A 24,674-nucleotide genomic window follows, 5' to 3' on the forward strand; every position below is an offset into this window, starting at 1 on the left:
TTATCGCAATGGATTTCGGAGCACTGCCACCCGAGATCAACTCCGCTCGCATGTACGCCGGACCCGGTTCGGCGCCGATGCTGGCCGCCGCGTCTGCCTGGGACGGGCTGGCCGCCGAGCTGCGTTCGACAGCCGCGTCCTATCAGTCCGTGATCGCCGGGCTGACCAGCGAAGGATGGTTGGGGCCGTCGTCGGCGGCGATGGCGGCCGCCACCGCGCGGTACGCGACGTGGATGAGCACAACTGCCGAGCAGGCGGAGCAGACCGCCGCGCAGGCCACGGCAGCGGCCGCCGCCCACGCAGCGGCGTTCGCAATGACGGTGCCACCGCCGGTGATCGCGGCCAACCGCGCCCAGTTGGCCACGCTCGTCGCAACCAACGTGCTCGGGCAGAACACACCCGCAATCGCGGCCACCGAAGCCCAGTACGGCGAGATGTGGGCCCAGGACGCCGCCGCGATGTATGGCTACGCCGCGAACTCGGCCGCCGCGTCGAAAATGACCCCGTTCAGGGCACCGCCGAACACCATCAACCCGGGCGGCCTGCTCGCGCAGGAGGCGGCGCCCGCCCAGGCCGCCGGCACCAGCACGCAAAGCCAGCTGTCGCAACTTGTTTCGGCGATGCCGACGGCGTTGCAGCAGCTCGCCTCGCCCACTTCTTCCGCGTCGTCGGGATCGGGACTCTCGGGCATCCTGGATTCACCGGACACCGGAGGTCTGGGACCAAACGCCAACATCTGGAACACGATAACGTCGTCCGGCGCTACCAACCCGGCCGTGATCACGTCGATGATGGCGGATATGGCCATGGTCGGCAGCCTGCAGCAGGCTGGCGCACTTCCTCCGGGCGGCAGCAGCCTGATTCCGGGTCCGGGAATGGGTTCAGTGAGCGCAACGCGCCTTGTCGATGTGATCACCGGTGGAGCGGTCGGGTCGCCGGCCACCGCACCCATGTCGGCAGGGATAGGGCAGGCGAGATTGGTTGGTGCCCTCTCGGTTCCGCAGAGCTGGGCCGCCGCCGCACCGGTGTCGAACTCCACCGTGACACCGTTCCCGGGCGCCGGCTGGACCGCCGCTGCCCCGGACGTGGAGCCGGGCGGTATGCCAGGGATGCCCGGGATGCCGATGGCGGGTTTGGCGAACGGACGGGGATTCGGCTTCGCGGCTCCGCGGTACGGCTTCAAGCCGACCGTTATGGGCCGGCCGGTGATCGCCGGATGACACCGACAGCTTCGGCCTTCGAGCCAAAATGTTTGCGGAAAGCCGTCTCCTAAGCGTCAAGGAGGGGGTGTACTAAACGAGGCCGGAGTCTGCTCGCAGGCCAAGCGACGAGTACCGGAGATGAACGATGCAATCGACTGGCATCGCAGCCGCGGTAGCGCTGTCGACCATGGCTCTCGTGAGCGGCGTGCCGCCCGCACACGCCGATTCACAAGATGACGCCTACCTGAAGGCGCTGGCCGCGGTCGGTATCACCGATTATTCGTCGGACACGCTTGTCACTGCAGGTCATATGGTGTGTGCGTACAAAACCGCGGGCGCTGCGCCCTGGCAGACGCAGAACGGCCTGATGGGGTATGGAATCGCGCCGCAAGATCTTGATGCTGTCGCCAACGCCGCGGTCAGCGCCTACTGCCCGTGAGGGCCGTCATAACCTACGGCCGCGTCGTGGCTGGACTCTTGCTCCGCGGACTCCATTGATCTGCAACGCTTTCGGCCCATCACATCGCATCGGGCGCGGGCGTGATGCGTTCTTAACATGAGCTTTACGTTCCAGCGCAACGTATTTGGAAACCCTCTCAGCAGATCCTCAGTCGACGACCAGCGGGACGCCAGCAAGGGCTGCGATGCTTACCTCATCGTTAGGAGACGCGTATGACTACTAAAGCTGGGTCGCGTGCTGCCGACGTGGCCGGTGCTCTGGCCCGGACCGAGGCCGTCGCGTTGGACTTCGAGCATTCTGCGATGCCCCGTGTGAGTTTGGCGGGCGTGGTGCGCCGCTGCGACGTCGAGGCATATCTGCAACGCCGACGTAATCGGCAATGGCGCAACCGCGGATCGTAGGCGACTGACTACCCGAGGTATTTGACAGCGTTGTGCGACAAGCTGTTTGCATTGCGTTTGTGCAGTTTGGATTGACGCATACGCGTTGATCCGGGCCGACGCTAATTCGGGTTGAATGCTGCTCGAAGGCAACGTTGTTGGTCACAAAGCCGGCGCTGTCACCGTGATAGATATTTATCGCGCCGAAACTTCTCGGGAACGTAGCGCAAACAACAAGCGCGCAAAATTGTTGCAGTGGCGCAGTTTTCAAGGCATCACGGTTGCGGTGCTTGTGGTGAAGATCACTGTCGTAGAACTTGGGGCCGGCACTTGCTGGCCGCGGCCGCGATACAAAGGCGGCTTACGAGGCGAGTAGAGGTTAGGCAACATGGATTTTGGGGTGTTACCGCCCGAGATCAACTCGGGCAGAATGTATACGGGTCCGGGCCCGGGTCCGATGCTGGCTGCAGCAGCGGCTTGGGACGAGCTCGCCAGCGAGTTGGGTTCAACGGCGTCGTCCTATAAGTCGGTGATCGACGGTGTGATCGGCGGGCCGTGGCTGGGCCCGTCGTCGGCGTCGATGGCCGCTGCGGCGGCGCCATATGTCGCGTGGATGAGCGCGAGCGCGGCGCAGGCCGCGGAGACGGCGAATCAGGCCAGGGCCGCGGCTACTGCTTATGAAACTGCCTTCGCCGCAACGGTTCCCCCACCGGTTATCGCTGCCAACCGCGCCCTGCTGATGACCCTGATCGCGACCAATATCCTCGGCCAGAACACGCCTGCGATCGCGGCCACCGAGGCCCACTACATGGAGATGTGGGCCCAGGATGCCGCCGCAATGTATGCCTATGCAGGCTCATCGGCGAGCGCCTCGCAGCTGACTCCATTCACCGAGCCGCCCCAGACCACCAGCACCGCCGGGCCGGCTTTGCAGGCGGGTGCGGTTGCTCAAGCCGGCAGCACGGGTGGCTTGAATGTCGGTACGCAGCTGTCCCAGTTGATCAACTCGCTGCCCACTGCGCTGCAAGGCCTCGCCACGGGCATCACGTCGTCGCCGACGACGGGGTCGACAAACCTGTTGTCCGGGCTCTCGCTGCCGTCGTTGTTCAACTTGTCGCTGCCATCGGGGCTTTCGACCGACCTGACAAACTGGAACACGATCTGGTCGACTCTCACCGGGCCGTTCTCCCTTCAGAGTTGGAGCACCATACCCGGCGGGCCCTTCCTGTCGTTCGGGCAGGTGTACTCGTGGGCCCAAAACGGGCAGGGCGCCGCTGCGTACCTGGCCGGCCCCAAGCCCATCACCGGTGCGCTGGCCCCGCTTGCGGAGTCGGCGAAACCGGTACTGAGCTCCGCGGGATTCGGTGGGGCGCCCGCATCGGCAGCCATGGGTCGCGCGGCGATGGTGGGAAGTTTGTCGGTGCCCCAGGGCTGGACCGAAGCCGCCCCGGCGATCAGGACGCTGGCCGCAACCTTGCCGAGCAGCCTCGCGGCGGCTCCGACTGCCTCGCTCGCCGGCGAGGGCGGGGTGTTCGGTCAGATGGCGTTGTCGAGCCTGGCGGGACGCGCCGTCGCCGCCGCCGCGACCCGCTCCGGGGGCGGCGCTGTAGCGGCAGGCTCCCTCGGCGGCGTCGTCGCCGAGGCCGATCCGGCCGCAGCCACCATCATCGTGATCCCGGCGGTGGAGCAATGACAGGGCGCCCGGGCACCCACGACCAGGTGAGGGGATAGCCGTGTTCTATGCAGCGTTACCGCCGGAGATCAACTCGGGCCGCATGTACAGCGGTCCGGGCTCGGAGTCGATGCGGGCCGCGGCAGCCGCGTGGGAAGGGGTTGCCAGCGAACTGCAGTCCGCGGTGTCCTCGTATTCGTCGGTGATCGACGGCTTGGCGGGTAGCGCTTGGGCCGGCCCGTCATCGGTCAACATGGCGGCCGTGGTCACGCCGTATCTGGCGTGGATGCAGGCCACCGCAACGCAGGCGGCCGAAGCCGCGACCCAGGCGACCGCGGCCGCAACCGCTTATGAGACGGCCTTCGCCGCCCACGTGCCGCCCGCACAGATCGCCGCCAACCGCAGCCAACTCGCGTCGCTGGTGGCGACCAACGTCTTCGGGCAGAACACCGCCGCGATCGCGGCCATCGAGGCCCAATACGGCGAAATGTGGGCCCAAGACGCCCTGGCGATGGACACCTATGCCGGCTCGTCTGCGGCCGCCGCGAAGGTGACGCCGTTCACTGCGGCGCCGCAGATCACCAATGCCGTAGGCGTGAGCGGCCAGGCAGCCGCGGTGGCGCAGGCCGCGAGCACACCGGCCGGCGGCGTGCAGTCGCTTCTGTCCGCGGCCGACCCGCTTACCACGGGCAACCCCCTGTTGCAGTGGCTGGCAAACCTTTCCACCGACTACACGTCGACCATCAACGGCGCCCTCAACAGCCTCTTCGGGCCGAGCGGGGCATCGACGATCACGGCGATGTACAACGCCGTAAAAGTTCCCCTTGGTTTGACCACGCAGTTCAACGACGTTGGGCTGCTGATCAACTTTCCGATGTCGCAGTTCCTCAAGTTCGCCCCCGCCCCCGCCTATGGCGCGCTGCCGAAGGATGCGTTGGGCGGCGGCCTATTTGGGCCGTGGTGGGGCCGGGGCTCGCTCACCAGCTCGGTGTCGGCAAGCATGGGAAATGCCGGCTCGCTGGTCGGAAAGCTGTCGGTGCCGCCGACGTGGGCCACCGCAACCCCCGCCATCAGGACGGTTGCGGCCGCTTTGTCGGCGGCCGGCCCGGAGACTGTGCCCGCGGCCGCGCTCGCCGAGGGCGGGCTGCTCAGCTCGATGTCGACCGCGGGAATGTTGGGCAGCGCTTTCGGCGCGGGTGGCCCCACCGCCCTGGCACGTACCGGTGCCCGAAGCCGCCTGACCCGGCTCAAAGATCTCAAAGACAAACACTCGCCGGAGCAACTGAAACGGCTGGTTGCCCAGATATCGGAGAAGCCCGAAAGCGTGCAGCACCACGCTGTCGATCCCGACGGCCTTGACAGTCTGCTCGAGCAGCTGTCGAAGAAGCCCGGTATTCACGCAGTGCACCTCTCCGGAGGCACGGCCGACCAGCCCAAAGTGGTGCCTCCTGATGCGCAGTTTGGCTAGCGGACAACGCAATTGGAGTCCTACGACAACCAGCATGGAAGGATGAGTTATGCGCAAGCTTGTTGCGGTACTTGGCGTTACTACCGCGATCGGCCTGGCCGCGCCCGCATACGCCGATCCAGGCGACGGCGGTGACGACGCAGGTTTTCTCTCCGCACTGCAGCAAGTCGGTATCCGCTACCCGAGCCCGGAACGGGCCGTCGCCGCCGGCAAAGCGGTGTGCGGCTGCTTGAACAACGGCGAATCGGGCCTGGAGTTGGTTCACGACGTGAAAACCCGCAATCCGGGATTCAACATGGAAGATGCAAGCGATTTCGCCATGATCTCAGCGAGATTCTACTGCCCGCAACAACTCTCGAAGGGCTGACGTCGCGCATCTACAAGCAGGCATTCGCTGCTGAGGACGGCACCTGTCCGAACGATCCGGCTGTGGTGGTACCCGTGTGTGCGACTCGACTGATCGGTCAGGTCGGGCAGGTGGCCGCGGCGCCGTCGACACCCTGGCACCGATACCGAGGTGGCCACGGCCGACCATCCGATTCACAGGCTTTTCGCAGCATTCTTCTTGGGATTTTCCAGGACCCTCTGCTCGTCGACCCTTCATAATCACCCACAGGGGAGAGCCGCGTGCCCAACGTTGTCGCTAGGTATGCGGACAACGTGTCGGCCGGTATTGTGGCCGCGATCACGTCCAGGCCAGTGGAGGGACGCCGCGATGGATTTCGGAGCGTTGATGCCGGAGATCAACTCTGCGCGCATGTACGCCGGGCCCGGAGCGGGTCCGCTGGTGGCCGCCGCCGCTGCCTGGGATGCACTGGCGGCCGAATTGAGTACGACGGCGTCGGCCTACCAGTCGATCATCGAGGGCCTGGTCAGCGGTTCTTGGCACGGCCCGACGGCGGCGTCGATGGCTGCGGCGGTTGCGCCCTACGTGTCATGGATGAGCGCCAGCGCGGCGCAGGCCGAGCAAACCGCCAACCAGGCCAGGGCCGCGGTGGCCGCCTATGAGACGGCGTTCGCGGCCACCGTGCCGCCGCCGGTTATCGCCGCCAACCGCAGCCTGCTGGCGTCGCTGATCGCGACCAACATCCTCGGCCAGAACAGCGCAGCCATTGCCGCCACCGAATTCCACTACGCCGAGATGTGGGCGCAGGACGCCGCCGCAATGTACGGCTACGCCGGCTCGTCGGCGGCCGCCAGCCAGCTGTCCCCGTTCACCCAGCCGCCGCACACCACCAACCCGGCGGGCATGGCCACCCAGTCCGCAGCGGTCGCCAAAGCCGCCACATCCGCGGGCGCAAACACGCAATCGACACTCTCCCAGTTGATTTCGGCCACCCCGCAGGCGCTGCAAAACCTCACTTCGCCCATGGCCGCCGCGGCTGCTGACCCGCCCGCGTCTCCGATCACGTCGTTCCTGGACCTCGTCACCGGGCCCACGTCGCCGATCTCGTATTTCCCCATTGCGGGCGTGCCTTACCTGTTGGCGTTCCAAAGTGTCCTGCTACCCATGAACGGCCAGAACGTTGCCGCCGCTCTCGCCAAGTCCACGGCCGCGCCGGCCAGCAGCGCGCTGCTCGCGGGCGAACTCGGTTCGGGCACCCATGCAGTCGGCAGCACCGGCGTCGCGCCCGCGGTATCGGCGGGGATCGGGCGCGCCGGGCTGGTCGGCAAGTTGTCGGTGCCACCGGGTTGGGCCTCCGCCGCATCGGCGATCCGGCCGGCGGCATTCGTGCTGCCAAGCGCCAGCCTCACGGCGGGCCCCGCGGCCATGGCGGACGGCTCCGGAAGCTTGTTCAGCCAAATGGCCCTGTCGAGTTTGGCCGGTCGCGCGATGGCCGGTACCGGCGGCGGCGTCGCCCGCTCGGTGGGCGGCAGCGCCGCGGCATCGATGGGCGGTGCCGATACCGCGACGACGGCGACCATCATCGTGATACCGGAGCTGGACGAATGACCGCCGCGCTGGATTTCGGAGCACTTCCCCCTGAGGTCAACTCCACACGCATCTACGCCGGCCCGGGGGCGGGTTCGATGGTGGCTGCGGCGGCGGCCTGGGATGGGCTGGCCGCCGAATTGCGCTCGGCGGCAGCGGGTTACGGCTCGGCGATCGCCGCGCTGATCGGCCCGGCCTGGCAGGGGCCCTCGTCGGCGGCGATGGCGGCCGCGGCCGCGCCGTACGCCGCGTGGATGAACGCCACCGCGGCCCAGGCCGAGCAGACCGCCATGCAGGCGAGGGCGGCGGCGGCCGCGTACGAGACCGCGTTTGCCGCGATGGTGCCTCCGCCGGTGATCGCGGCCAACCGCAGCCAGCTCGCGTCGCTAGTCGCGACCAACCTTTTCGGGCAGAACACCGTGGCGATCGCGGCGACCGAGGCGCAGTACGGCGAAATGTGGGCCCAGGACGCCGCCGCGATGTACAGCTATGCCGGGCAGTCGGCGGCCGCCTCGAGGGTGACGCCGTTCCGCGCAGCGCCGCAGACCACCAACCCCGGCGGGTTGGCCGCCCAGGCCGCTGCCGCCGGCCAGACTGCCGGCTCGGCGGCCGGTACTCACGCCCAGACCGCGCTCTCCCATGTGGTCTCCGCTGTGCCGCAGGCGTTGCAAAGCATGGCGGCGCCCGCGGCCACCGACCCGCCAACGTTCTCGCAGCTCAGTGCGTATGTCGAGGCGATTCCCAAGTTGATTCTGCCGGCCAACGACGTGCTGATCACCGTCATATTCGGGCTGGCGGCCGGTGCGAGGGCTCTCACGTCGGCGCCGGCGGCAGCAGTGGGTTCGCTGGCGGCGGGACTCGGTTCGACGACGCACGTTGCCGGCGCTGCGGGCGTGGGCGCGGCAGCGTCGGCGGTCTCGGCCGGTGTGGGCGAGGCGGGGTTCGTCGGAGCGTTGTCGGTGCCGCCAAGCTGGGCTGCGGCCACCCCGACGATCCGGCTGGCCGCCAGCGTTTTGCAGGGCACCGGCCTGGGCGCCGCTCCGGCCGTGGTTGCCGAGGGTACGGGCGGCCTGTTCAGCCAACTGGCCCTGGCCGGCATGGCGGGCAGCGCCGTCGGGGCGGCCGCTCCGAAAGCGGTGAGCGGACCGGCCGCGAAAGTCGGACGCCCGACGTCGGACAAAGACGGCAAAACACCGGAGAAGCTCAAGCGCGTGCTTGCCGAGATGTCTCAGGCGCCCGAGTCGGTGCAACACTGGCACACCAACGAGGCTCAGCTGGAGAGCCTGCTCGCGCAATTGTCGACGAAGCCCGGCGTGCACGCCGTGCATGTGAAGAAGGGCAAGCCGCCCACATCACCGTCCATCTAGGCACGGCGACGTTCCCCAACGCGTACTTTCTGTCTGGCGCGGATAACTACCGCGATTTCGCGGACTCGCGCCGCGCCGTTCGCCGCAAGTCTATGCGCGCGCTCGAACGTTACCCGCGCGCCAAACTCATGTTGCATAATCGCAGAAACACTTTCACCGAACAGCGTTTCGACGTGACCATCGATGCAGCGGTAGATCATTGCCGCCAGATCCACGCGGCAGCGTGACGAACCCACCGTCGACGTTCCGCGGGAACAAATCACCGAAAAGCCAGCCAGTGCAAGCGAATTCCGATCCACCAGCCGCAGCTCCTGTACCGCATATCCGGTGCGGTGCAATTCGGCGGTCAACCCCATCCGTTCGGACGGCATATCCGCCGCCCCAAAAGTCGACGATGTAGTGGCCGGTGCGTAACCGCCGTGCCTTCTCGTTCAGCGTCGGCTCGTGACCATAGCGCCACAACCAGTATGCGAGGGTCGTTCCGGCGATGCCGGCACCGCTAATAGCGACCTGCATGGGCGCAACCTCTCCGGGCAGTGGAGCCATCACGGTTGCAGCGTAATGCAATAGTTGCCCTAGGAAGCTGACTGTGTGGTCAAGGGCGGCAATTCTTTCCAGAATTGCTGGACCGTCCCAGAGATCCGCCGGCAGTACCTTCTACGACGCACTTTCCGCTCTGCTCGCCATGTTTTTGACTACGATGGGGTCATTTTCGGTAATTCCGACTTTCGCCGCGCCGCCGGGGGAGCCGAGCTCTGCGAAGAAGTCGGCGTTAATCTGGCTGTATTGGCTCCACTGATCGGGTAGGTCGTCTTCGTAATAGATGGATTCGACAGGGCACACCGGCTCGCAGGCGCCGCAGTCGACGCATTCGTCGGGGTGGATGTAGAGCATGCGGGCGCCCTCATAGATGCAATCGACCGGGCATTCCTCGATGCAGGCCTTGTCCTTGATATCGATGCAGGATTCGGCGATAACGTACGTCACGAGACGTTTCCTTCCTTCTGGTTGCTGTTAATGGGCTGGGCGCAGCACGTCGGCTGCCCAGAATCACCATGTCCGATGTGCAGTAACTCGTTCACGCTGGGCAGCTTGACCCGCGGGCGGCCATGGGGCTCGCCCGCGGAACGTTCGTAGCTGTCGATTAGTTTCCAATGAGCGCAGGTGACCAGCTCAGGCTGCTGTGCGATGAGCCAGTCCGCGAGCTTGTCGGCATAGTCGGCGCCATAATCGGTCAGATTGGTCTCAGACAAATCCTCCAGCAACGTGTCGACAGTGTCCTGGGAATCTTTCTTGTTGGTGCCGATCACCCCGGACGGTCCGCGCTTGATCCAGCCGACCACATACTCGTTGCGGCTGCCGGCCACCCGGCCGTTCGTGTTCGGAATGGTTCCGGTGGCCTCGTCGAACGGCAGCCCCGGTGTCGCCACACCGCGGTAACCGACAGAGCGGACCACCAACTGCACGGCCAGCTCGTCACGTGCACCAGTGTCTTTGGCCACCATCCGTCCGCTGTCGCCGGTGACCAGCTCGTTGTGGCCCAGCACGATCTGTTCGACCTTCCCGTCGCCCTTGATTTCGATAGGAGATGTCAAGAACCGGAATACGATTCGCCGGTGTTCCGGGCGGGGCGCACGGCTGGCATAGTCGCGCAGCAGTTTGATGTTTTGTTTGGCGGTCTTGCCCACCGCGGCCGCGTCGTCGTCGCTGATGCCCTCCAGCTGCGCCGGATCGACCACCACGTCGACCCCTTCGAGCTCACCCAACTCACGCAACTCCAGTGTGGTGAACGCGGTCTGCAGCGGCCCGCGCCGGCCAACGATGACCACTTCGTGGATTTCGCAGTGACGCAGCGACTCCAACGCGTGGTCGGCGATGTCGGTGAGCGCCAGCACGTCGGGGTCCGTTACCAGGATGCGGGCGACGTCGAGGGCGACATTACCGTTGCCGACCACGACGGCGCGCCCCTCCGACAGATCAGGCGAAATGTGCTGAAAGTGCGGGTGCGCGTTATACCAGCCGACGAAATCTACCGCGGCAACGCTGCCGGCCAGGTCTTCGCCGGGGATGTTGAGCGGGCGATCCGACTGCGCCCCAGTGGCATAGATCACCGCATCGTAGCGTTGCGCGAGTTCGGCAGCCCCGACGTGTTCGCCCACGACAACGTTGCCGAAGAAGCGGAAACGAGGGTCTTCGGCGGTTTTCTCGAACTGCGCGCTGATCGACTTGATCTTGGGGTGATCAGGCGCAACGCCCGAACGCACCAGGCCCCATGGCGTCGGCAGCATTTCCAGCATGTCCACGGCGACGTCGACATGCTCCGACGCGTCCGCGGATTTCAGCAGGGACGCCGCCGCAAAGAACCCCGAGGGGCCCGAGCCCACGATCGCGACATGGTATGGACGCATACTCATGGCCTCCTGCGACGGTGAATTTCCTGGCGATCAGCTTGACCGACGCCGCGGTCATCGTGACGCACCTCGGGTGCCTGTGCTTCGCTGGTTGGACGGTTCACGCCCCGATGGTTCTCCTTTCAAGGAGCCATGAGGTAGAGGTCCCGACATTGTGGATCCACAAGAGATCGTTGTGACTATATTCCGTGCACTGCGCCATAAATTGGGGACGACGATTCGTAGCGAACCAACGGCTATAGTAGCTTCGCAAATGGTGGGAGTTTGATGTATGTCAGCTGTGAAAATGACGGTCTGCAAGGGCAATCCAGGTGTGGACTTTAGCCTTGGCGTGCCGGTTATTCCTGAAAAGTGTTATGTGCCAGCACTATTCGCTCGGCTCAGTTGTTGCGGAGTTGCCAGGGGATCAGGCGCTACCGGCTCTGTGCCGACCAGCGCATTACACGGGCCACGCTTATGATGGTGGACATGAGTCGCGAAATATAGCAAGGCCAATTTGTGATTTGATCGACCATGGTGCTGAGTTCTCGTATGCCCGAACTCGTTTCGTTCGAAATCTTTTTGGCGATCGCCAAGACAGGTAGTCTGGGCGGCGCCGCTCGCGAATTGGGGTTGACCCAACAGGCTGTATCGGCGCGGCTGGCATCGATGGAGGCCCAGATCGGTGTGGCGCTGGCCGTCCGGACAACGCGCGGCTCACAACTCACGCCGACTGGCGTCCTCGTAGCCGAGTGGGCAGCCCGTCTGCTGGAAGTAGCCCACGAGGTCGACGCGAGCCTGGGCTCGCTGCGCGCGAAAAGCCGCCAGCGACTCAAAGTTGTGGCCAGCCAGACCATCGCCGAGCAACTCATGCCCCATTGGCTGATTTCCCTGCAGGCTGCACGGCCTGCCGGCACCGCGCCCGAAGTGGTCCTGACGGCCACCAACAGCGTCAACGCGATCGCTGCAGTTCGCGACGGCAGCGCCGATCTTGGGTTCGTCGAAAGGCCCGGTCCACCTCGCGGATTAAGTAGCTGTGTCGTGGCGCACGACGAACTTGTCGTCGTTGTGCCGCCAAATCACAAGTGGGCTCGGCGGTCACGAGAGGTGACCGCCGCCGAACTCGCACAAACACCGCTGGTTACACGCGAGCTGGGCTCAGGTATACGTGACAACCTGACGATGGCCCTAGAGCGGGCGTTGGGTGACGGCGTAGAGCAAGCGCCCCCCGTGCTCGAGTTGTCTTCTGCGGCGGCTGTACGCGCCGCGGTCCTCGCGGGCGCGGGGCCGGCGGTGATGAGCCGGCTGGCAGTAGCCGATGACCTGGCCGTCGGTCGCCTGCGTGCCATCGCCATCCCCGAGTTGAGACTGGGGCGCCCGCTTCGAGCCATCTGGGTGGGGGGGCGAATCCCGCCTGCCGGCGCAATACGAGACCTGCTGAGCCACATCAGTTCCCGCTCGAAGTCACGCAAATAGCTTCGTTTCCATACGGATTGACGATCTCGGCCACAAACCAACCCTCAGACCGGCGGCGCGTGCCCGTGCAGCCTGCACCAAGGTCGTCCGATCATCGCGAAGCTATCGGCGGCAGCCTTTGGCGCCAGCCACTGGCTCGGTTCCCGTCTCACGGTGCGAGCCTGACAAAGCCCGGCGGTATCGGTGGCTCCGGCGACGGCTCGGCCGGAACCGGACCGCTACCGCCGTTGCCGTTACCGCCGCCACTGCCACCGCCGCCACTGCCGGCGGCGTCCCCGGGCTGTGGAGCGGCAGCGGGGGGCTCCACCTGTTGCGGTGGAGGCGGCTGCTGCTGCGGTTTATGCGCTGCCGGCGGCGGTGGTGTCGGAATCTGCGGCGGGTTCGGCGGGGTAATCTCCCCGGACGGAACCGCTGCGGTCAGCGAGGTGAGGACTGTGTCATCCGCGTAACCGTCTGACCGGTCGCTCCGGTAGCGGCCCGCGAGGAAAACGCCGCCGTCCGTCGGCTCCAGCGCATCGTTTCCCGAGTTGGCCGCGTTGCGCGTGTACGCGCCGAGCCGGTGCGTGGGCTCACCCGATCCCGGCTCGGGATTAGCCATGATGGAAGCTATCTTGCCTTGATCGTCCGGACAGTAGACCTCCACTGCCGCAGTGATGAATCGGGTCACGGTGGACGTGACGCGGGCGGGGGGGTATAGGCGCAAGAGCGGGTCTACGCCGTACGCATTGTCCGTCATCGTGTCCACTACGTCGTCCACCGGCACTCCGCCGTCGAGTTTGCGACAAACTTTATGGGCTGTGGCGATGATGCTCGGAACGTTCGCGAGGGCGGGGATTTCTTCCTTATCGAGCAGTGCCAGAAACTGGTCGTCCTGGTTTGGGTCCGCCCCTGCCACGTCAGCGTGTAGGACCGCGGCGCCGGTTAGCACCACGATGGTGGTAACCAAGGTGCCGGCACGACTAGTAATGCCGGTAAGCATGGCAGAGGCTTCCGTTCCCGTTAAGATCATACACCTGAAGAGCTTTGGGTGGTGATCCATTTCACGGTTACCTCAAGCTCGCCGTTCGTGCGGTGTAGCTCACCCAACTGACGGTTGTTGTCCCTGACATCTCGCCACTTCACCGGCGCCGATCTCGGCCTGGTACCAACCTGCGCAGCGTCCCGCGTTCATCCTGCAGTCGGCCCGCGATCGCCTGACCCAGGAAGAGCGCATAAAACCCCGAGCGTCCAATGGGATCCCAGGCGCGATTCGGTTTCTCGACCGATGCACCAAAGCTTGGCGAACCTTAGGCTGCGGCTTGCCCGGCGATCGCCTGGTCGTAGCGGTCCAGTAGGGTCTCGACCATCAGCCGGTGCGCGCCCAGTGGTGCGGCCATCGCGATGCCCGCCTGTCGCGCGTAGCCCTGCACGCGGTCGAGCAGCCGTCCAGGCGCCAAAAACCACGGGGCGATAACCAGCCGCCTGGCGCCGAGGCGTCCTAATCGATCGGCTGCCTCCGCCACCGACGGCTGCGGGCCGGTCGCGAAAGCCATTGTCGCACCGGCCCATCGAGTTCCCTTCGCAAACTTGGCCGCCACCGTTGCGGTACGCGCGTTCACTGCGCCATCCGACGAGCCAATCGCGACCACCAGCACACCCAGTCCGCGGTCGCGACCAGAAACACCTACTTCGGCGAGCCGCCACCGCAATATCGACACAAGTCGATCATCCTCGCCCAGGACGTCGGCCTGTCGGACGCCATATGCGCCGGCCTCTGCGATCTGTTTCGGGATGTCCAGGCGGGCGTGGTAAGCGCTCGCCAGAAGCAAGGGCGATACGACTGCCCGGCGGGCATCCGGCAAGCTGGCGAGCACGTCGACGAGATTTGGAGAATTTCGTTCCAAGAATGCAATCCGCACGTCGAGGTCCTGACGCATACGCACCAGTCGGCTGGCCACGGCGCGCGCATTGGCGGCCGATCGCGGATCCTTGCTGCCATGCGCGGTCAATACAAGTGTGTTCATGCGCTATGCAATCCGCATTCGGTCTTCGACGTCCCCTGCCAGCGCCCGCTACGCGGGTCGGCGCCCTCGATCGGTTTTGTAGTGCACGGGGCACAGCCGATCGACGGATAGCCCTCGTCGACAAGCGGATTGACCAACACATTGTTTTCGGCGATGTAGTCGGCGACGTCCTGGTCGGTCCACGCGGCAATCGGATTGACCTTCACCAACCCGAAGTGCTCGTCGAAGCTGACCAGCGGGGCGTTGGCGCGGGTGGGTGCCTCGACTCGGCGCAACCCGGTCACCCACGCCGAATACCTGCTCAGCGTTTTGGCCAGCGGCACCACCTTACGCAAGCGGCAACACTCGGTGGGATTACGGGCGAACAGATCCTTGCCGAGCAGTTCGTCCTGTTCGGCCACCGTGTGCTCAGGAGTGATATTGAGCACGTGGACGTCGTAGACGGATTCGACCGCGTCGCGGGTGCCTATCGTTTCCGCGAAGTGGTAGCCGGTGTCCAGAAAGAGCACCGGCACGCCCGGGCGCACGCTCGAGGCCAGCGACACCAGGACGGCGTCTTGCATATTGGAGGCCACCACGTAATCGCAGGTCGCCCACCCGCGGGGTCCATCATCACCACCGAAATGCTTTTCGGTCCAGCGCAATATGTCGGTGGCACTGGCGCCGTCCATCTCCGCCGCACCACGCGCAGCCAGCTCACGTAGATCGGTTTCGGTGTACTCGTTCGCCTTTCCGCTCATCGCAGTTCTGCTTCGTCGACCCGCATCGCCCACTGCGCGAACCGTTCGCCCTCACTCCGCTGTTTGACAAAATTGCGGACCACTCGGTCGACATAGTCGCCCAGTTCGTCGCTGGTGACCTTGTGCCGGCGCAGTTTGCGGCCAAACCCGCTGTCCAGGCCCAGACTCCCGCCCAGATGCACCTGAAAGCCCTCGACCGATCCGCCGTGGCCATCGTCGACCATTTGGCCTTTGAATCCGATGTCGGCCACCTGGATTCGGGCGCACGAGTTGGGGCAGCCATTGATGTGAACCGTGATCGGCACGTCGAGCTGGGCGTTGATGTCCTCCAGCCGCTTCTCAAGCTCGGGCACCAGAGTCTGTGCGCGCACCCGGGTTTCCGCGAATGACAGCTTGCAGAACTCGATCCCGGTGCAGGCCATCAGGTTCTTACGCCAGTGCGACGGCCGCGACGGCAGGCCGAGCGCATCCAGGCCAGCCACCATCTCGTCGACCTTGTCGTCGGGCACATCCAAAATAACCAGCTTTTGGTACGGGGTGAACCGTGCCCGCTCTGATCCGGCGCGCTCCATCAGGTCGGCGACGGCGCACAGGGTGGTGCCCGACACCCGTCCGGCGATCGGTGCCACACCGATCGCGTTGAGACCGTTCTTCAGTCGCTGGACGCCGACGTGGTCGATCGGGTGCTTGATCGGCTCCGGCGCTGGACCGTCGATGAGCTTGTATCCCAGATAATCAGTCTCGAGAAGCCCGCGGAACTTCTCGACGCCCCAGTCTTTGATCAGGAATTTCAGCCGGGCCTTCGAACGTAGCCGCCGATAGCCGTAATCGCGGAATATCTTGGTTACGCCCTCCCACACGTTGGGCACCTCGTCGAGTGGCACCCAGACGCCGACACGTTGGGCCATCATCGGATTGGTGGATAGGCCACCGCCCACCCATAGGTCCATGCCGGGTCCATGCTCGGGATGGTTCACGCCGATGAATGCGACGTCGTGGGTCTCATGCGAGACGTCCTGCAGACCCGATATCGCGGTCTTGTACTTGCGCGGCAAGTTCGCATAACCGGGATTGTTCATAAAGCGCCGCAGGATCTCGTCGATCGCCGGCGATGGATCGAGCACCTCGTCGACCGAGTCGCCGGCCAGGGGCGAACCATGGATGGCGCGGGGGCAGTCGCCGCAGGCCTCGGTGCTTGTCAAGCCCACCGAGGCCAGCCGGTCCCAGATCTCGGGGACGTCCTCGACCCGAATCCAATGAAATTGCACGTTCTCCCGGTCGCCGATATCGGCGGTGTCCCGGGCGAATTCCTTGGAGACCTGACCTAGCGTGCGCAGGGTGGCAGCCGACATCGGCTTGCCATCGGAGCGCACCCGCATCATGAAATACTTGGCCTCGATGGTGTCGATGTTCTCGTCGCCGGTCCAGGTCCCGTCGTAGCCCTGCTCCCGTTGCGTGTACAGACCCATCCAGCGGAACCGGCCGCGCAGATCGGTTTTCTCGATGCTGTCAAAACCCTGCTTGGCGTAGACGTTCAAGATGCGATCCCGCACATTGAGCGGTGCATCATCGTGCTTGATCTGCTCGGTTTCATTGAGCGGTTCGCGCTCACCGAGCGCCCACTGGCCCTCACTACGAGTCTTAGCGGGACGAGTGCTCATCGGCGATTTCTCCTTCAAAAGATTGCCGGCCTGCACCATGCGAATCACCGGTAATTCACTCCCGGCGACATGGATTCGACTGCGTGCCGGCCATATTCGGACACGTCCTACGACATCGCGATCACTGTCGATCAGCAGTGCAGCGTCGATATCTGACGCCGCTCTTAGTTGGTTGGTGGGACCATGTGCCCGATAATCCACCGCGTTTGATGCCGTCAGTAGAGGCTTAACTGTTGTGAGGCCACAACAGTTCGTTGTGTGTGCTCGTCGCCGTGGTGTGCGCGGTTGGACGTTGTCGGGCATCCACGCCGTGGTTCCGCGGCTGAAACCCTATCCTCCGACTGGGGGACGGGGCATTTTGAAACGGCGATCCCTCATGCGGAATACCTTGTTGCCGGTACGACGCCCTGTCACGTTCGTCATCGGCCCGACGGCCGGCGGCGGTGGCCCGCCCGGCGTGTTGACCGGCGGATTCCCCGCCCACGCTGGAAGCGCTCGGAAACCCGCTGCCGCCGAATGTGGGTGTTCACTGGCCGGACTAGCCGTCGGGACCGCTGCCGTCCAGCTCTGCGGAACGGACAACTTCCCCACCCGTTCAGCACTGTCAACACTCGCGGACACCTCACTGCGAATGCTGCCCGTCGTCTGCGTCGTGGTCGCAACAGTGACGGCCGGCGTGGCCGGTTTCGCAGCATTCTTTGCCGCCTGAAGCTGGGACAAGCGAAGCCCTGTCCCGAATTGTCCCGTCGAAAACACGGCGTAAGTCACCTGCCACAGCGGATTGATCGGCCCAGCCAGGGTATTGAATTCACTGACGGCTGTGAGTATCGGTGTTGACGACGCCCCCGCCGCGGATGTGTTCGTGGATGCCCCCGATGCCAGCATTTGCAGCTGTCGGGGGAGGGCCAACATCGCCTGCCACAGTGTCGTCTGGGAATGCGCTGAGGGCGAGCTGCCAACGGCCTGTGCGACCGCCGAGGCCTGTGCGGATTGCCCGGTGGGACTTGTGGTTTGGGGCGGTTGGGTGAACGGCGTCAGCGTGGACGCGGCCGACGCGGATGCGGCATAACAGTACATCGCGGCAGCGTCTTGCGCCCACATTTCGGCGTAGGCCGCCTCGATGGCGGCAATCGCCGGTGTGTTTTGTCCGAAGAAGTTGGTTGCGACCAGCGTCGCCAGCTGGATGCGGTTCGCCGCGACCGCCGCCGGAGGCACTGTTGCGGCGAACGCTGTCTCATAGGCTGCCGCGGCCGCCCGCGCCTGGCTGGCGGCCTGCTCGGCCTGCGCCGCCGTCGTGCTCGCCCACGCCACGAAGGGCGCAGCGGCGCTGGCCATTGCGTCTGAGGCCTCGCCCGACCAACTTTCGCCGTGCAGCCCGGAGATCACCGAGGAGTATCCGGCCACGAACAAGTCCAATTGGGCGGCCAGCGCGTCCCAGGCTGACGCGGCCGTCAGCATCGGGCCTGCACCGGGGCCGGCATACATCCTGGCCGAGTTGACTTCGGGCGGCAAGGCCGCGAACTCAAGCACCGGCGAGCCTTTCGCGCCCGCCGACAGCGATCGCGCTGCAGTCGGCGCCGAGAATGGTGCCCACCCGCTATCCGCCGAGGGTGGGGCGAGGCATCTTGAAACGGCGAGGCTCGACGCGCAAGACACTGCTGACCGAGGCACGCGCCACCATGCCTGCCATCGGACCCAGACCCGCAATCGGAGCCCCACTCAATCCGCTCGTCGGTGAGATTTCCTCGGACGGCGCAACAGCTCCAAGGTCCATTTCCGACAGCCACGACGGCTCTTCCGCGGCGCTGGCCACTGGAGTTGCCGACGTCCAATTCTGCGGAACAGACAAGCCGCCGATCGGTGCCGCTCGACCCACACTGGCGAGCACCCGGGCCCGAATACCTGCTGGAGCCAACGTCTTCGTCCCGACAGTACTGGCCTGACTAGCCGCCTCGGGCAGATGACCACCCCCTTGGACGTTGGCCCGGAAAAGACCAGTCCCAAAGCTTCCCGCCGACGTATAGGTGCGGCTCAGGCCGGAGGCCAGATTCACAGGCGAGGTAAGGGTATTGAAGTCACTGAAGCCGGTGAGTATCGACGACGACAATGAGGAAGACGACGATGCAGAAGAGCCCGAGGACCCCGCTGTCGAGAGGGTTTGCAGGTGTTGCGGCACCGCAGAAATCAGCCGGGACAGGGTGGCCTGCGACTGTGCGGAGGCTGAATTACCGACGGCGTTGGCCACCGCGGCGGCCTGTCCCGATTGCCCTGCGGCGCTTGTGGTCTGCGGCGGATTGTTGAATGGCGTCAGCATGGTCGCCGCCGACGAAGACGCGGCATAGCCGTACATCGCGTGCGCATCCTGCGCCCACATTTCGGAGTAGGCGGCCTCGATGGCCGCGATCTGCGTCGTGTTCTGCCCGAAGATGTTGGTGGCAACCAAATTTGCCAACTGGCTGCGGTTGGCCGTGACGAGCTCCGGCGCCACGGTCGCGGCTAATGCGGTCTCATACGCGGCTGCCGCGGCCCGAGCCCGGCTGGCCGTCTCCTCAGCGTTGGCCGCCGCCGCCGTCACCCACGCCACGTAGGGTGCGGCCGCGTCGCCCATCGCGATCGAGGCACCCCCCGACCATGCCTCGCCTTGCAGCCCCGAGATCGCTGAGGAGTAGGCCCGTGAGATCGATTCCAGTTGGCCCGCAAGGGCATCCCAGGCCGATGCGGCCGCCACCATCGGCCCTGAGCCAGGACCGGCATACATTCTGCCGGAATTGATTTCCGGGGGTAGAACTCCAAAATCCATTCTGGTTGCCTCTGTCGTTTGATTTCTGATGGCCGGCGTACGGCCAAACGCGTCCCTACCGGTCACCGGACAGGGTCCGCATAGTCTCCGTCCAGCCGTATAAGCCCGTGTCGGTTCGTAATCGGTTGGCTGTTGATTCAAAAGATCGGCTACCCGGCTGGTGATGCTCTTTGGCAGTCACTCGCGCGGCTGGCATCACTATGACCGAAGGAATTGCCAATGGGTTGTCGCGGTCACGTTGCAGCAGCGCGAGGCACGACGCGCGGCTATGCGTCGCCAAATACCGGGAGGCACGCTACGGGTACCGCGAAGGCAGGCCACATCGAGGCCGAGCAGGGCAAGACGGGCCAGGGCGTCTTGACAGGTATGTCGAAATGCCTACAGTCGAGTGCTTTTCACCCCGCAGGTTATGACTTTGGCAACGATCTGGCACGGATTCACTTCATGTGCTTATGAGCCTCGGCTGCGCCATTGTCGATGTCTCCGACGTTGCAGGCATGCATAGACGCGGAGATTGCGTCTGTTCGTGGGGAATTCGCGAGGGTGCCGCGAGTCGGGGGTAGGCAGCACGTCGCCGATGACCACCTGACGCTCGACACCGAGTGCTCGAGCGTCGCACCAGACGGTGGGTCCGTGCGTATCGGCACGTCCTAATTCGTTGCTGCTCATCGTCTCCGGTGTTCTCCTATGCGGTGAATAAAGCGTAAACAGCTGACGCTGTGAATCCAGTGGATTGGCGCTGCAGATGGGCTGAAAGTGCGATTCATCGTATCGGTATTTGCTGGCCGCATTACGCGCGATCGGGCTGGCGCCAGCGACGTCCCGGCGTCAAGAGTCTGCACCCGCGCCAAACGAATGGTGGTGCGGTGGCATTCATGAGCCTATGTGGGCCGTTGCCGGTAGGGGAATTACAGCGGTTACACGAATCGCATTGGCGCCAAACTGATCTCAATGCAAGAACTGCCTTCCATCAGAGGTCGACCTGCCCTGGTACCGAGGATCCGACCAATCCACCGTCGACGCGCGACGATACCGACGCGGCATGTGCGGCCAGCGCGGCCGACGCACGGGCGAAGGGTCGGCGCACGTACACCGACCATGTGACCAACGCCGCGGCGGCATAAATCACCAAGAAGACCCAGAACGCAGCTGTGTCAGTGTGGGTGCTCTGGTAGGACTGCCGCAGCACCAGGTTGACTCCGACGCCGCCGAAGGCACCTGCTGCAGCTGCGAATCCGATCAACGCTCCCGACATGTTGCGTGACCAGTGGTTGCGTTCGGATTCGGTGCTGAACCCCCGCGTGTGGCTGCGCGCTTCGATGACCGCCGGGATCAGCTTGAACACCGAGCCCTTGCCGAGACCTGCCAAGAAGAACAGGCAGAGGAGGGAGACGATATAGCCGACCATGGTAGTGCCGGTTGTCGGGCCGGCGGTGTGGTCGTCGTGGGTGCTGACACTGGCCAGCGCTCCCGTTGCGGCGACCATGCCGGCAAAGACGGCCAGCGTGACACGTCCGCCGCCGAATCGGTCGGCCAGCCGGCCGCCGTAGATTCGCGACAAAGCGCCCAGGAGCGGCCCGATGAAGGCGTACGCGGCGGCGTGTAGGGATGCGTGTTCGGCGCTTTCGCCGCTGGCCACGAAGTTAATCTGCAGCACCTGGCCGAACGCGAACGAGAACCCGATGAACGTCCCGAAGGTACCGACGTAAAGCAGCGCGAGTATCCAGGTGTCCGGCTCGATCATGACCGACCGCAGGGTGGCCGCCTCGATGCCGTGCTCCAGGTTGTCCATGAACAGTGCCGCCATCAACGCGACCACCACCAGCAACACCAGGTACACCGCGCATACGCAGTACGGCTGACGGTGGCCGGCGACGGCGAGCACCACCAGTCCCACTATCTGGACGCCCGCGACCCCGAGATTGCCGATGCCGGCGCTCAGCCCGAGTGCTGAGCCCTTGAGTCGCTGCGGGTAGAAGGCGTTGACATTGGCCAGCGATGCCGCGTAGTTGGCGCCGCCGCACCCGGTCAGTGCCGCGCACACTACATACGTCCACAATGGCAGGCCGGGGTTGGCGAGCAGCACGATAGTTCCGGCCGTGGGGACCAGCAGTATGAGCGCCGCAAACGTCGTCCAGTTGCGGCCGCCGAACCTCGCGATGCCCAACGTGTAGGGAATACGCAGGCTTGCGCCGGACAGCGTGGCGGTGGCGCCCAGCAGCAATTTGTCGGCCGCCGAAAAGCCGTACACCGACTCCGGCATGAACAGCACCATCACCGACCAGAGGGCCCAGATCGAGAAGGCGACGTGGTCGGCCGCCATCATGCAGAGCAGGTTGCGTCGCGCGGCTTTCTTGTTGCCGGATTCCCACGCCACAACGTCGTCGGGATTCCAGTCGACGATCCGGTGCGCGCGGCCCATTTAGCCTCCTCGTGATCAAAATGGCCAGAAAAGTACGCTACCGAGGGAATCCCCTATGGCGCGCAGTAAACCCTGTGAGTTACCAGTGAATTTCGACTTCCCAAGCTGGCACCAGAGGGATAGCCCCTGCCGGGCCTAGGCGGCATACCGGGAGTCGACAAACCTGCATAACTGACGAAATCCGTAGTTGCCCTGGAACATTAGATTTGGGCTATCCAGCGTCATTAATCAACGCTTCTCCTTCACCTGCTGACCCGCATTACAGCATCATCGCTAATTATCGCTCATCCACACAGATTTGACCGCTTTTCAGCACGCGCGCCAACACCAACAACCTCTGTACATTGAGGTTGTCGTCACTCACCTATTGCATAATTCGATGGCGTGCGTCATTTAGTCCGATGGGTCATACCGACGATGGTTCACTGCCCACGAAGCGGTCAGTAGTGACTTTGTCGTTGTGACCTCACAAGTTTCCGTTGTGCGCCGTTCGGGTGGCCTGTCATTGCGGAATCAGCGTTGCCCGCCGCTTGACATGGGCTTCGGCGCGAAGTCGTTCCACCATGTGCGGGTGGTGCAACTCGAAGGCAGGCCGCTCGGAGCGGATGCGGGGCAGCTCGGTGAAGTTGTGTCGCGGTGGCGGGCAGCTGGTGGCCCACTCCAGCGAGTTGCCGTAGCCCCATGGGTCGTCGACGGTGACGACTTCGCCGTAGCGCCAGCTCTTGAACACGTTCCAGATGAACGGGATCATTGACACCCCCAGGATGAATGATCCGATCGTGGATACGATGTTGAGCGACTGGAAGCCGTCGGTGGGCAGGTAGTCGGCGTAGCGGCGCGGCATGCCCATGTTGCCCAGCCAGTGTTGGACCAGGAACGTGGTGTGAAACCCGATGAAGGTCAACCAGAAATGCAACTTGCCGAGCCGTTCGTCGAGCAGCCGACCCGTCATCTTCGGAAACCAGAAGTACACCCCGCCGAACGAGGCGAACACGATGGTGCCGAACAGCACGTAGTGAAAGTGCGCAACCACGAAATAGCTGTCGGTGACGTGGAAGTCCAGCGGCGGGCTGGCCAGCAGCACACCGGATAGCCCGCCCAACAAGAAGGTGACGAGGAAACCGAATGCCCACAGCATCGGGGTCTCGAACGTCAATTGCCCCTTCCACATGGTGCCGATCCAGTTGAAGAACTTGATCCCCGTCGGCACTGCAATCAGATACGACATGAGGCTGAAGAACGGCAACAGCACTGCGCCGGTGGCGAACATGTGGTGCGCCCACACCGCCATCGACAGTGCCGCGATGGCGAGCGTGGCGTAGACCAGCGTGGTGTAGCCGAAGACCGGTTTGCGCGAAAACACGGGGATGATTTCGGTGATGATGCCGAAGAACGGTAGCGCGACGATGTAGACCTCGGGGTGGCCGAAGAACCAGAACAGGTGCTGCCACAACAGGACTCCGCCGTTGGCGACGTCGTAGATATGGGCGCCCAGGTGGCGGTCATAGGCCAGCCCGAACAGCGCGGCGGTGAGCAGCGGGAAGGCCAGCAGCACCAGGATCGACGTCACCAGGATGTTCCAGGTGAAGATCGGCATCCGAAACATCGTCATGCCCGGCGCGCGCATGCACACGACCGTGGTGATCATGTTGACCGCGCCCAGGATGGTGCCCAGACCGGCGACGATCAATCCCATGATCCACAGGTCGGGCCCGGCACCGGGTGAGTGGATGGCATTCGACAGCGGAGTGTAGGCAGTCCAGCCGAAATCCGCTGCCCCGCCGGGGGTGACGAAACCGGCGATCGTGATCAGCGCGCCGAACAAGAACAACCAATAAGAGAAGGCGTTGAGCCGCGGAAATGCCACATCGGGTGCACCGATTTGCAACGGCAGCACCAGGTTGGCGAACCCGAACACGATCGGGGTGGCATACAACAGCAACATGATGGTGCCGTGCATGGTGAACAGCTGGTTGTACTGCTCGTTGGACAAAAACTGCAGACCAGGCGACGCCAATTCGGTCCGCATCAACAGCGCCATCAGACCACCGAGAAAAAACAGCGCGTAGCAGGTGACGACATACATGAGGCCGATCAGCTTGTGATCAGTGGTCGTCACCAGTTTGTAGAGCAGCGTGCCCTTCACGCCCAATCGTTCAGGAAACGGACGGCGGGCTTGCAACAGCGGTTGAGACGGCGCTACGGCTATCATCGCGTGTCCTTATCTCCAAACGCCACAGTCGTGGTGCCTGATACTTCGCTGCTCGATCGGCCATCGGTAGCGGTCGTTATGTTGTGGCGTCACAACATAATTTTGTGTGAGCTTTCCCTTAGAATGACCCCTGATTGGCAATGACTTTCGCTACAGGCCCTAACCTTGTAGTCGCAAAGTTCATCGATGCCGCTCAGTTAATCTTTGCTCTGCCGTCGTCTAATCTTTGTCTGCCGTCGTCGAGCAGACCCGAGCCGAAAGGCTTGTATGACTGCCAGTAGCCTTGTTCGCGATGTGATTGTGATCGGCTCCGGGCCGGCCGGATACACCGCCGCGCTCTACGCGGCGCGCGCGCAGTTGGCGCCGCTGGTGTTCGAGGGCACGTCGTTCGGCGGCGCACTGATGACGACGACCGAGGTGGAGAACTACCCAGGTTTCCGCGACGGCATCACCGGCCCGGAGTTGATGGACCAGATGCGTGAGCAGGC

At 64.4% G+C, this 24,674-nt stretch carries 20 protein-coding genes and 1 pseudogene; 10 read left to right on the plus strand and 11 right to left on the minus strand.

Translation table 11 applies throughout. The features are described 5' to 3' along the window. Nucleotides 1–8 precede the first annotated feature (8 nt). From AWB95_RS05780 to AWB95_RS05810, 8 genes are all read left to right on the plus strand, one after another. A complete protein-coding gene (locus tag AWB95_RS05780) occupies nucleotides 9–1,220 on the plus strand; it encodes a PPE family protein (RefSeq protein WP_062538360.1) in 1,212 nt (403 codons plus the stop codon). Between the two features lie 178 nt (nucleotides 1,221–1,398). Further along, complete coding sequence (locus tag AWB95_RS05785) at nucleotides 1,399–1,641, plus strand: DUF732 domain-containing protein (RefSeq protein ID WP_169714640.1); 243 nt, start codon at nucleotides 1,399–1,401, stop codon at nucleotides 1,639–1,641. Nucleotides 1,642–1,874: 233 nt separating this feature from the next. After that, a complete protein-coding gene (locus tag AWB95_RS22920) occupies nucleotides 1,875–2,063 on the plus strand; it encodes a hypothetical protein (RefSeq protein WP_139818463.1) in 189 nt (62 codons plus the stop codon). A 367-nt stretch (nucleotides 2,064–2,430) separates the two neighbouring features. After that, a complete protein-coding gene (locus AWB95_RS05790) occupies nucleotides 2,431–3,735 on the plus strand; it encodes a PPE family protein (protein WP_085167812.1) in 1,305 nt (434 codons plus the stop codon). Between the two features lie 40 nt (nucleotides 3,736–3,775). After that, nucleotides 3,776–5,182 (plus strand): PPE family protein, encoded by a 1,407-nt coding sequence (locus AWB95_RS05795; protein WP_085167814.1) that lies wholly within the window; start codon nucleotides 3,776–3,778, stop codon nucleotides 5,180–5,182. A gap of 49 nt (nucleotides 5,183–5,231) precedes the next feature. Then, nucleotides 5,232–5,549, plus strand: a complete 318-nt coding sequence (locus tag AWB95_RS05800) for a DUF732 domain-containing protein (protein WP_062540706.1) — start codon at nucleotides 5,232–5,234, stop codon at nucleotides 5,547–5,549. A gap of 348 nt (nucleotides 5,550–5,897) precedes the next feature. Next, nucleotides 5,898–7,136, plus strand: a complete 1,239-nt coding sequence (locus tag AWB95_RS05805) for a PPE family protein (protein ID WP_085167816.1) — start codon at nucleotides 5,898–5,900, stop codon at nucleotides 7,134–7,136. Nucleotides 7,137–7,144: 8 nt separating this feature from the next. After that, nucleotides 7,145–8,482, plus strand: coding sequence for a PPE family protein (locus AWB95_RS05810; RefSeq protein ID WP_099539784.1), 1,338 nt, complete (start codon nucleotides 7,145–7,147; stop codon nucleotides 8,480–8,482). On the opposite strand, the gene AWB95_RS05815 is transcribed toward AWB95_RS05810, so the two are convergent. From AWB95_RS05815 to AWB95_RS05825, 3 genes and pseudogenes are all read right to left on the minus strand, one after another. Beyond that, entirely contained in the window at nucleotides 8,479–8,838 is a 360-nt protein-coding gene (locus tag AWB95_RS05815) for a Rossmann-fold NAD(P)-binding domain-containing protein (protein ID WP_139818464.1), read from the minus strand. The two genes, AWB95_RS05810 and AWB95_RS05815, sit on opposite strands and share 4 nt — an antisense overlap. A gap of 301 nt (nucleotides 8,839–9,139) precedes the next feature. Beyond that, on the minus strand, nucleotides 9,140–9,469 hold the full coding sequence (gene fdxA / locus AWB95_RS05820; RefSeq protein WP_062538592.1) for a ferredoxin: 330 nt from the start codon (nucleotides 9,467–9,469) through the stop codon (nucleotides 9,140–9,142). A 65-nt stretch (nucleotides 9,470–9,534) separates the two neighbouring features. Then, nucleotides 9,535–10,890: pseudogene (locus AWB95_RS05825) on the minus strand (FAD-dependent oxidoreductase); the annotation flags it as partial. A gap of 516 nt (nucleotides 10,891–11,406) precedes the next feature. On the opposite strand from AWB95_RS05825, the gene AWB95_RS05830 reads away from it, so the two are divergent. After that, complete coding sequence (locus AWB95_RS05830) at nucleotides 11,407–12,348, plus strand: LysR family transcriptional regulator (protein WP_085167820.1); 942 nt, start codon at nucleotides 11,407–11,409, stop codon at nucleotides 12,346–12,348. A 148-nt stretch (nucleotides 12,349–12,496) separates the two neighbouring features. On the opposite strand, the gene AWB95_RS05835 is transcribed toward AWB95_RS05830, so the two are convergent. From AWB95_RS05835 to ctaD, 8 genes are all read right to left on the minus strand, one after another. Continuing rightward, entirely contained in the window at nucleotides 12,497–13,327 is an 831-nt protein-coding gene (locus AWB95_RS05835) for a DUF732 domain-containing protein (RefSeq protein WP_062538593.1), read from the minus strand. 307 nt (nucleotides 13,328–13,634) lie between these two features. Continuing rightward, nucleotides 13,635–14,351 (minus strand): sirohydrochlorin chelatase, encoded by a 717-nt coding sequence (locus AWB95_RS05840; RefSeq protein ID WP_062538594.1) that lies wholly within the window; start codon nucleotides 14,349–14,351, stop codon nucleotides 13,635–13,637. Further along, entirely contained in the window at nucleotides 14,348–15,091 is a 744-nt protein-coding gene (locus tag AWB95_RS05845) for a phosphoadenylyl-sulfate reductase (protein ID WP_062538595.1), read from the minus strand. The genes AWB95_RS05840 and AWB95_RS05845 overlap by 4 nt, the downstream gene beginning before the upstream one ends. Beyond that, complete coding sequence (locus AWB95_RS05850) at nucleotides 15,088–16,752, minus strand: nitrite/sulfite reductase (protein WP_085167824.1); 1,665 nt, start codon at nucleotides 16,750–16,752, stop codon at nucleotides 15,088–15,090. The genes AWB95_RS05845 and AWB95_RS05850 overlap by 4 nt, the downstream gene beginning before the upstream one ends. Nucleotides 16,753–17,082: 330 nt before the next feature. Beyond that, nucleotides 17,083–18,282: a PPE family protein gene (locus AWB95_RS05855; RefSeq protein ID WP_062538596.1), complete on the minus strand. Its 1,200-nt coding sequence runs from the start codon at nucleotides 18,280–18,282 to the stop codon at nucleotides 17,083–17,085. A gap of 67 nt (nucleotides 18,283–18,349) precedes the next feature. After that, nucleotides 18,350–19,552 (minus strand): PPE family protein, encoded by a 1,203-nt coding sequence (locus AWB95_RS05860; protein WP_062538597.1) that lies wholly within the window; start codon nucleotides 19,550–19,552, stop codon nucleotides 18,350–18,352. Nucleotides 19,553–20,522: 970 nt separating this feature from the next. Continuing rightward, on the minus strand, nucleotides 20,523–21,974 hold the full coding sequence (locus AWB95_RS05865) for an MFS transporter (protein WP_062538598.1): 1,452 nt from the start codon (nucleotides 21,972–21,974) through the stop codon (nucleotides 20,523–20,525). Between the two features lie 502 nt (nucleotides 21,975–22,476). Then, nucleotides 22,477–24,186, minus strand: coding sequence for an aa3-type cytochrome oxidase subunit I (ctaD, locus tag AWB95_RS05870; protein WP_062538599.1), 1,710 nt, complete (start codon nucleotides 24,184–24,186; stop codon nucleotides 22,477–22,479). 267 nt (nucleotides 24,187–24,453) lie between these two features. Here ctaD and AWB95_RS05875 point away from each other — a divergent pair. Beyond that, nucleotides 24,454–24,674, plus strand: a 221-nt coding sequence (locus AWB95_RS05875; RefSeq protein ID WP_139818465.1) for an FAD-dependent oxidoreductase, incomplete at its 3' end; no start/stop codon positions are given.

It is taken from the genome of Mycobacterium celatum (assembly GCF_002101595.1).
GTDB classification, from domain to species: Bacteria; Actinomycetota; Actinomycetes; order Mycobacteriales; family Mycobacteriaceae; genus Mycobacterium; species Mycobacterium celatum.